We start from the raw sequence: 6,831 nt of genomic DNA, 5'->3' as shown, positions 1-6,831 counted from the left end.
TCCTGCTGCTGGAAACCCTGGGCAAGGTACCTGCGTCCATCAGCCGTCAGATCGACGTCTACCTGTGCGCCTTTGGCGAGCAGGCGGAGCTGGCCGGCCTGCGCTTGTCCGAAAGCCTGCGCGACCGTTTGCCGGGCCTGCGCCTGGCGGTCAATGCCGGCGGTGGCAGCTTCAAGAGCCAGTTCAAGAAAGCCGACAAGAGCGGCGCACTGTTCGCCTTGATCCTCGGCGATGACGAGCTGGCAAAGCAGGAAATCGGCTTGAAGCCCCTGCGTGGCCAGGGCGAACAACAGAACATTGCCTGGGATGCTCTTGCAGAGCACCTGGAAACCGCGATCGCTCAGGCGTAACGCGGTTCAACAACGAATAGGCGAAAAGGAGTATTGGGGTGTCGAGTACCGATGATGATGACCTGGCAGGGGTCAAGGACTGGTGGAACCGCAACGGCAAGCCGCTGCTGACAGGCGCATTGCTGGCTGGCGTGGTGGTGCTGGGCTGGAACACCTGGCACAAGTACCAGAACAACCAGTCCCAAGGTGCCTCGCAGCTGTATCAGGCCTTGCTTGAGACCAGCCTGACGCCGACTGGCCAGCCAGATACCACCAAGGTGGCGGAACTGGCCGGCAAGCTCAAGAGCGATTTCGGTGGTACCGCCTACGCCCAGTACGGCAGCCTGTTCGTGGCCAAGGTCGCGGTCGAGAGCGGCAAGCTCGACGACGCCGCTGCCGAGCTGAAAAGCGTGCTGGACAAGCCGGCCGATGTGACCCTGGGCGAGATTTCGCGCCAGCGCCTGGCGCGTGTGCTGGCTGCCCAGAACAAGGCCGAGGACGCCCTCAAGCTGCTTGATGGCGACGCCGACAAGGCCTTCCTGGCCAGCCGCGAAGAATTGAAGGGTGACCTGCTGGTACAGCTGGGTCGCGCCGACGATGCGCACAGCGCTTACGAAAAAGCCAAGGCTGCGCTGTCCGATGAGGCGGCGGTCGGTGGCCTGCAATTGAAGCTGGATGACCTGGCCAAAGGGGACGCGTAAGTGATCGGTTGGAAACAAGCAGCAGTGCTGACCCTGGCCGTACTGGCCGCGGGTTGCAGCAGCAACAGCAAGAAGGAACTGCCACCGGCCGAGCTGACCAAGTTCACCGAGGAAGTGGTGCTGAAGAAGCAGTGGAGCCGTTCGATCGGCGACGGCCAGGGTGAAACCTACAACACCCTGGTACCGGCCATCGAAAACGACCGCATCTACGCTTCCGACGTCAACGGCGAAGTCTTCGCCCTGGACCGCATCACCGGTGACGTTGTGTGGAAAAAGGACCTGGAGCTGCAGGTTTCCGGCGCTGTCGGCGTGGGCTACGGCCTGGTCATGCTCGGTACCCTCAAGGGTGAAGTCATCGCCCTGGACTCGACCACCGGTGAAGAACGCTGGCGTTCGCGCGTGACCAGCGAAGTGCTGGCCCCGCCGGCCAACAACGGTGATGTGGTGGTGGTGCAGACCCAGGACGATCGCCTGATCGGCCTGGATGCCGCCACTGGCGATCGCCGCTGGATCTACGAAAGCACTCCGGCCGTGCTGACCCTGCGTGGCACCGGTGCTCCGATTGCCACCAATCGTCTGGCGGTTGCCGGCCTGTCCACCGGCAAGGTGGTGGCGGTGGATATCAACAACGGCGTGCCTGTGTGGGAAAGCCGCGTGGCCATCCCGCAGGGCCGTTCCGAGCTGGACCGTGTGGTCGATATCGACGGTGGTCTGCTGCTTTCTGGTGGTACCCTGTACGTCAGCACCTACCAGGGCCGCGTAGCGGGCCTGGACCTGGAAAGCGGCCGTGTGCTCTGGCAGCGTGATGCTTCCAGCTACGTGGGTGTCGCCCAGGGCTACGGTAACGTCTACGTCAGCGAAGCCTCGGGTAACGTCGAGAGCGTCGATGAGCGTTCTTCCAGCGCCCTGTGGACCAACGACACCATGGCCCGCCGTCAGCTGTCGGCACCGGAAGTGTTTTCCAGCTACGTGGCCGTGGGTGACTTCGAGGGCTACCTGCACCTGCTGAGCCAGGTCGATGGCCGCTTTGTCGGCCGTGAGCGTATCGACAGCGATGGCCTGCGCGCCCGCCCACTTGTGGTCGGCGACACCATCTATGTATTCGGCAACAGCGGCAAGCTCGAGGCACTGACCATCCGCTGAAGCTATGCTTGAAGCCTTGGCGGGCTTCAAGCCGCGGCGTAGGACACGCCGCCAGACCTCCGGCCGCTGCCTTGCAGCGGCCTTTGTATTTTCAAGAATTCGAGAGTGGAGAGCCGATGGTTCCCGTAATTGCCCTGGTGGGCCGCCCGAACGTCGGCAAATCCACCATGTTCAACCGCCTGACCAAGACCCGCGATGCCATCGTCGGTGACCTGTCTGGCCTGACCCGTGACCGCCAGTATGGTGATGCCAGCTGGCAGGGTCGTTCCTTCATCCTGATCGACACTGGCGGTATCACCGGTGACGAAGTGGGCATGGACGAGAAGATGGCCGAGCAGTCGCTGATGGCCATCGAAGAAGCTGATCATGTGCTGTTTCTGGTCGATGCCCGCGCGGGCATGACGGCGGCAGACCAGATGATCGCCGAACACCTGCGCAAGCGGAACAAGTCGGCGATTCTGGTGGCCAACAAGATCGACAACATCGACCCGGACGTTGCCCGCGCCGAGTTCTCGCCGATGGGCATGGGCAACGCCATTCCGGTGGCGGGCTCCCAGGGCCGTGGTATCAACGCCCTGATGGAAGCCGTGCTCGGTCACCTGCCGCGTGATGCCGAAGAGGAATCGCTCGATCAGGAAGTCGCCGAAGGCGAGGAAGCGGTACGCATCCCCGGCCCGAGCGAGAAAGATGGCATCAAGATCGCCATCATCGGCCGGCCGAACGTCGGCAAGTCGACCCTGGTCAACCGCATGCTCGGTGAAGAGCGTGTGGTGGTCTACGACGAGCCAGGCACCACCCGCGACAGTATCTACATCCCGTTCGAGCGCGATGGCGACAAGTACACCTTCATCGACACCGCGGGCGTGCGCAAGCGCGGCAAGATCCACGAGGAAGTCGAGAAGTTTTCGGTGGTGAAGACCCTGCAGGCGATCAAGGACGCCAACGTGGTGATCTTCGTCATGGACGCCCGCGAAGGTGTGGTGGACCACGACCTGAACCTGCTGGGCTTCGCCCTGGAAGCCGGCCGTGCCATCGTCATCGCCCTGAACAAGTGGGATGGCATGGAGCCGGGTGAGCGCGACTACGTGAAGACCGAGCTGGAGCGCCGGCTGTTCTTCGTCGACTTCGCCGACATCCACTTCATTTCCGCCCTGCACGGCACCGGCGTGGGCAACCTGTACAAGTCGGTACAGGCCGCGTTCAAGTCGGCGGTCACCCGCTGGCCGACCAGCCGCCTGACGCAGATCCTCGAAGACGCCGTGAGCGAGCACCAGCCACCGCTGATGAACGGTCGCCGCATCAAGCTGCGCTATGCCCACCTGGGGGGTGCCAACCCGCCGCTGATCGTGATCCACGGTAACCAGACCGACAAGATTCCCAAGTCGTACTCGCGTTACCTGGAAAACACCTATCGCCGGGTGCTGAAGCTGGTCGGTACGCCGATCCGCATTGAGTACAAGGGCGGTGAGAACCCGTACGAGGGCAAGAAGAACACCCTCACCGATCGCCAGGTCAACAAGAAGCGCCGCCTGATGTCGCACCACAAGAAGGCCGAGAAGAAGCGCCGCGACAAGCGCTGATTGTGCGTCGGCTTCTTCGCGGCGGTTCGACGCCTCGATGAGCCCGCTCCCACAGGTACTCCGCTGTCCTCTAAGACTGTGCGATCTGTGTAGGAGCGGGTTCACCCGCGAAGAGGCCCTTTGATCCAGCGCAATACCCTCATGGTTTCGAACTTCCCCCCCAAAAAAATCGGCTATGCACAAAGGTGCCCTGTGCCGTATGTCATTTCTACCAGTTTCCCTTCTCGGATGAACGTGGGAAATTACCTCGCAAACCATTCCGTTGATGTTGGAGATAATCAACATGGCAGCGAGTTTCTTCTATCAAGAAAATACCTTTGTCAGTGTTGTAGCGAGTGAGCGTGCATCGCGCTATGTGCGTACGAAAGAAGTGATTTTGTGTGATCGTTCTGGTGACGGTTCTCCAGCATCATTGCTCGCTTGCGAACTCAGCGGGACCGTGAGCGTGGCTGCGAGCGAAAATAAGTTGCTGGGGTTCCGGTATACACCTTACGGTCGGAGGTTTGGAACCTTGTCTGAGGCGACTCAGCTAGGTTTCAATGGAGAGTACTTGCTTTCGGGGATGGCGCTATATTTGTTAGGTAATGGTTATCGTGCCTACAATCCTGGCACGATGCGGTTCATCTCGCCTGATAGTATTTCACCCTTTCATGTTCTCAATGCTTATAGCTACTGCAGGAATGATCCGATCAACAAGACAGATCCTAGTGGTCATATTGAAACGCGTCATCTAAATAAGTTGAGAGCGAATCTTAAGGTCGTCAAAAATTCTAACGAAAAAATGGCGGCGTATTATAGAAGCGTGATCGACCTTGGCGAAAGGACGAAACTGAAGGATGGGCAGGCTATCGCTTCCGCGGCCAAGCTAGGGATTCAAGAAGCCTATGTGGAGGGAGGGCCTGCTTTTGCATGGCTGGGGAAAAAGATAGGTAAAGATAAGTACATTGGTCACGAGGATGTTATTAAAGACACTGTGAAACGCTACCTCTCGGGTTATGCCGAATTTCAAGATAGTATTGATGCAAAGTTAGACTCTTCGGCTTATCAATGGGCAGTAAATGAAGCAAAACTCAATGTTAAGGCCGAACAAGCTATGTTGGTAGTTAGTGCCAAAGCTCAACAGGCTAATTCGAATGTTCGTGTTGATCAGCCTCCTCAGGGTGAGATGAGTCGTGTGAGGACGGGCTGATGGCGGCGCTGATCGGTTGTTTACCGTTGCCCATGATGAACTTGGCGAAAGGGCCTGCTCTGTACAGACGGCCCTTTGATCCAGCGCAATACCCCCATTGTTTCAACCTTTTTCCTGACTGCTCGATCCGCTATGCTCGGACTCCACCCCGTGCCGGATACACCCCAGGAAAGAGGGCTCCATGATCCGCAGCAAACTGCCGAATGTCGGCACGACCATCTTCACCACCATGTCCCAGCTCGCCGTGCAAACCGGCGCGTTGAACCTTTCGCAAGGTTTCCCCGACTTCAACGGCCCGCAGGCACTGCTCGATGCCGTAGGCCGACATGTGGCCGCCGGGCATAACCAGTACTCGCCGATGACCGGCCTGCCAGCCCTGCGCCAGCAAGTGGCGGCCAAGGTCGAGCGCTTGTACGGGGCTAGGGTGGATGCCGACCAGGAAGTGACCATCACCCCCGGCGCCACCGAGGCGATCTTCTGCGCGATCCAGGCGCTGATCCATGCCGGTGACGAGGTGATCGTCTTCGACCCTTGCTACGACAGCTACGAGCCATCTGTGGAGCTGGCCGGTGGCCGTTGCGTGCATGTGCAACTGAGCGACGGCAGCTTCCGTATCGACTGGCAGAAGTTCAGTGACGCCCTGAGCCCGCGCACACGCATGGTCATCCTCAACTCGCCGCACAACCCCAGCGGTGCGTTGATCACCCGTGAAGACCTCGACCAGCTGGCCCGGTTGATTGCCGAGCGCGATATCTACCTGGTCAGCGATGAAGTGTATGAGCACCTGGTTTATGACGGCGTGCGCCACGCCAGCGTGCTGGCCCATGATGAGCTGTACCAGAAGGCCTTCGTGGTCAGTTCGTTCGGCAAGACCTACCACGTTACCGGCTGGAAGACCGGCTACGTGATCGCCCCGCCGGCGTTGACCGCCGAGTTGCGCAAGGTGCACCAGTACGTCAACTTCTGCGGCGTGACGCCATTGCAGTGCGCCCTGGCCGATTTCATGGCTGAGCACCCCGAGCATATCGATGAACTGCCAGCCTTCTACCAGGCCAAGCGCGACCTGTTCTGCGGCTTGCTGGAAGGCTCGCGCTTCAGCTTCACCCGCACGACGGGTACGTATTTCCAGTTGGTGGACTATTCGCTGATCCGTCCGGACCTGAATGATGTCGACATGTCGCTGTGGCTGACCCGCGAGCACGGCGTGGCGACCATCCCGGTATCGGTGTTCTACCAGCAACCCATCCCCGAGCAACGCCTGGTACGCCTGTGCTTTGCCAAACGAGAGGAGACGCTGCGCCAGGCAGCGGAAAAATTATGCGCGATCTAAGTACCTTGCCTAACCTGAGAGTCGCTTTGGTGCAAACCACCTTGGCCTGGCACGACCGCGAAGCCAACTATGCACACTTCGAGGTGCTGCTGGAGCAAGTGGGCGAGGTGGACCTGGTGATTCTGCCGGAAATGTTCACCACCGGGTTCTCGATGCAGTCGGAAAGCCTGTGCGAGCCGGAGAACGGCCCGACGTACAAATGGCTGAAGGCGCAGGCGAAGAAGCGTAACGCTGTGATCACTGGCAGCGTGATCATCCAGGCCGCCGACGGCAGCCACCGCAACCGCCTGCTGTGGGCGCGCCCGGACGGTGAGATCCTGCACTACGACAAGCGCCACCTGTTCCGCATGGCCGGCGAGCACAAACACTACACACCGGGTGAGCGCCAGGTGCAGTTCGAGCTCAAGGGCTGGCGGATTCGCCCGCTGATCTGCTACGACCTGCGCTTCCCGGTGTGGAGCCGCGACGCCCAGGACACCGACCTGCTGCTGTACACCGCCAACTGGCCAGCGGCGCGCCGACAGCACTGGAACAGGCTGCTGCCGGCGCGGGGCATCGA

7 protein-coding genes are annotated in these 6,831 nt (G+C 60.3%); all 7 read left to right on the top strand.

From position 1 onward, the window contains the following. Window positions 1-350, top strand: a 350-nt coding sequence (locus HP547_RS17825) for a His/Gly/Thr/Pro-type tRNA ligase C-terminal domain-containing protein (protein ID WP_256676367.1), incomplete at its 5' end; no start/stop codon positions are given. Window positions 351-388: 38 nt separating this feature from the next. After that, window positions 389-1,030, top strand: a complete 642-nt coding sequence (locus HP547_RS17820) for a tetratricopeptide repeat protein (RefSeq protein WP_172286976.1) — start codon at window positions 389-391, stop codon at window positions 1,028-1,030. Next, window positions 1,031-2,173 (top strand): outer membrane protein assembly factor BamB, encoded by a 1,143-nt coding sequence (gene bamB, locus HP547_RS17815; RefSeq protein ID WP_172286975.1) that lies wholly within the window; start codon window positions 1,031-1,033, stop codon window positions 2,171-2,173. Between the two features lie 116 nt (window positions 2,174-2,289). Next, on the top strand, window positions 2,290-3,753 hold the full coding sequence (der, locus tag HP547_RS17810; RefSeq protein ID WP_172231896.1) for a ribosome biogenesis GTPase Der: 1,464 nt from the start codon (window positions 2,290-2,292) through the stop codon (window positions 3,751-3,753). A gap of 283 nt (window positions 3,754-4,036) precedes the next feature. Then, a complete protein-coding gene (locus HP547_RS17805) occupies window positions 4,037-4,942 on the top strand; it encodes an RHS repeat-associated core domain-containing protein (RefSeq protein ID WP_256676366.1) in 906 nt (301 codons plus the stop codon). Between the two features lie 181 nt (window positions 4,943-5,123). Beyond that, a complete protein-coding gene (locus HP547_RS17800; RefSeq protein ID WP_172286973.1) occupies window positions 5,124-6,272 on the top strand; it encodes a pyridoxal phosphate-dependent aminotransferase in 1,149 nt (382 codons plus the stop codon). Further along, a partial coding sequence (locus tag HP547_RS17795) for a nitrilase-related carbon-nitrogen hydrolase (protein ID WP_172286972.1) occupies window positions 6,260-6,831 on the top strand: 572 nt, incomplete at its 3' end. The genes HP547_RS17800 and HP547_RS17795, both read left to right, overlap by 13 nt.

Source organism: Pseudomonas sp. CM27, assembly GCF_013179515.1.
Lineage (GTDB): Bacteria > Pseudomonadota > Gammaproteobacteria > Pseudomonadales > Pseudomonadaceae > Aquipseudomonas.
Note: the sequence above shows the minus strand (reverse complement) of the source record. Positions and strands in the feature narration are given on the sequence as shown.